General features: G+C 73.9%; 1 protein-coding gene and 1 pseudogene. Both read left to right on the top strand.

Annotation, left to right across the window (positions count from 1 at the left end; all coding sequences use genetic code 11):
• Positions 1-125 precede the first annotated feature (125 nt).
• Entirely contained in the window at positions 126-383 is a 258-nt protein-coding gene (locus ABZ885_RS41475; protein ID WP_360200424.1) for a hypothetical protein, read from the top strand.
• Between the two features lie 382 nt (positions 384-765).
• Positions 766-1,247 (top strand): annotated as a pseudogene (locus ABZ885_RS41470) (FUSC family protein); the annotation flags it as partial.

Here is a 1,247-nt window from a genome sequence, read left to right as displayed (position 1 = left end):
TTCAGCCACGTGATCATTCTGACGGTCCGGTGCCGCCCGGCTCAGCAACCGGGCGACACGTCACGACGAGGCGAACGTTGCCTGATACGGCACTAATTTGAGCGCACTGTCGGCAATCAGGGGGAGTGGCAGGCCATGAGCGATTCGGCGGACAGTGGCGAGAACATCACCGGAGTGCTGGGGGGCTTGCGGAGCAGGGCGCGGAACTCGGCGGGACCGGCACCCGCTCCGGCACCGCTGCCGCGGCCGCTCTCGACGGCTTCGCCACCGGTGAGGCCCTCCGTGCGGCGCTGGGCCGCTGGCAGGCGAGGAGCGAGGCGCTGGAGCAGGCGTTGACCGACGCCCAGGCCGCCCTGGAAACAGGCCGCTCGGCAGCGGACTGACCGGTCTCTGCGCCGGTGGGCCGGGGGACCGGCCGGGCGGTGCCTGCCCGGTGCGGAAAGGCCTGGTCGGTGGCACGGTAGAGCTGCTCCGGGCTCTCCCGGCCGACGCTCCTTGCCAATGCGCTGTTCCCTGCCGGATGACAGGTGCGCTTCGCGCCCGCTGCTGCAGTTCGCCACGGAGGACGGGCGGAAAGCTGCCGGGCCCGCAATCGCGTCGTCCGAGGGCCGGCCGCGTCATCGGATTTCTTGCGGGCCTGCGAGCGTTCTCCCGGCCGCCTAGCGTGGAGGTGTGCGGCGTCCCGGGTGGCCGGCGGGCCCGTGGGTGGCCGGTCCGGATAGCCCACGGGGTGAGCCGAGCGGTCCCAGGGGAAGCGGAGGAGCGATGCGGCGCTTAGCCGACGGGCCGGAGCATCCGCGCCGAGCCCGTCCCAGTGCGGCGGTCGTGCACCGCGCCGTCCGGGTCACGGCGGCCGCGTGCGCCGGCTTCTACACGTTCCGCTACGGCTTCCACCAGCCGGTGACGGCCACGTACGCGCTGTTCGGGGCGATCGCGGTCGGCATCCTGGCCCGGGTGGAGGGCGGCGCACGGGCCCGGGTGCGCACGCTGTCGCTGACCTTGCCGTTCGCCTGGGCGCTGGTGTGCCTGGGCACCGTGCTGGCCGTGCACGCCTGGACGGCGGCGCTCGGGATGGCGGGCGTGGGCTTCGTGGTGGCCTTCGGCTCGGTGGGCGGGCCGCGGCTGGTCGGGCTGGCGAACGGGCTGCAGCTCTTCTACATCCTGCCGTGCTTCCCGCCGTACGCCCCCGCCACCCTGCCGTACCGGCTGGCCGGGGTGACGGCGGGCCTGCTGCTGCTCGCCGTGGC

Origin of the sequence: Kitasatospora sp. NPDC047058 (assembly GCF_040643935.1) — a bacterium.
Classification (GTDB): domain Bacteria; phylum Actinomycetota; class Actinomycetes; order Streptomycetales; family Streptomycetaceae; genus Kitasatospora.
This window is presented reverse-complemented; position numbering and strand designations above follow the sequence as displayed.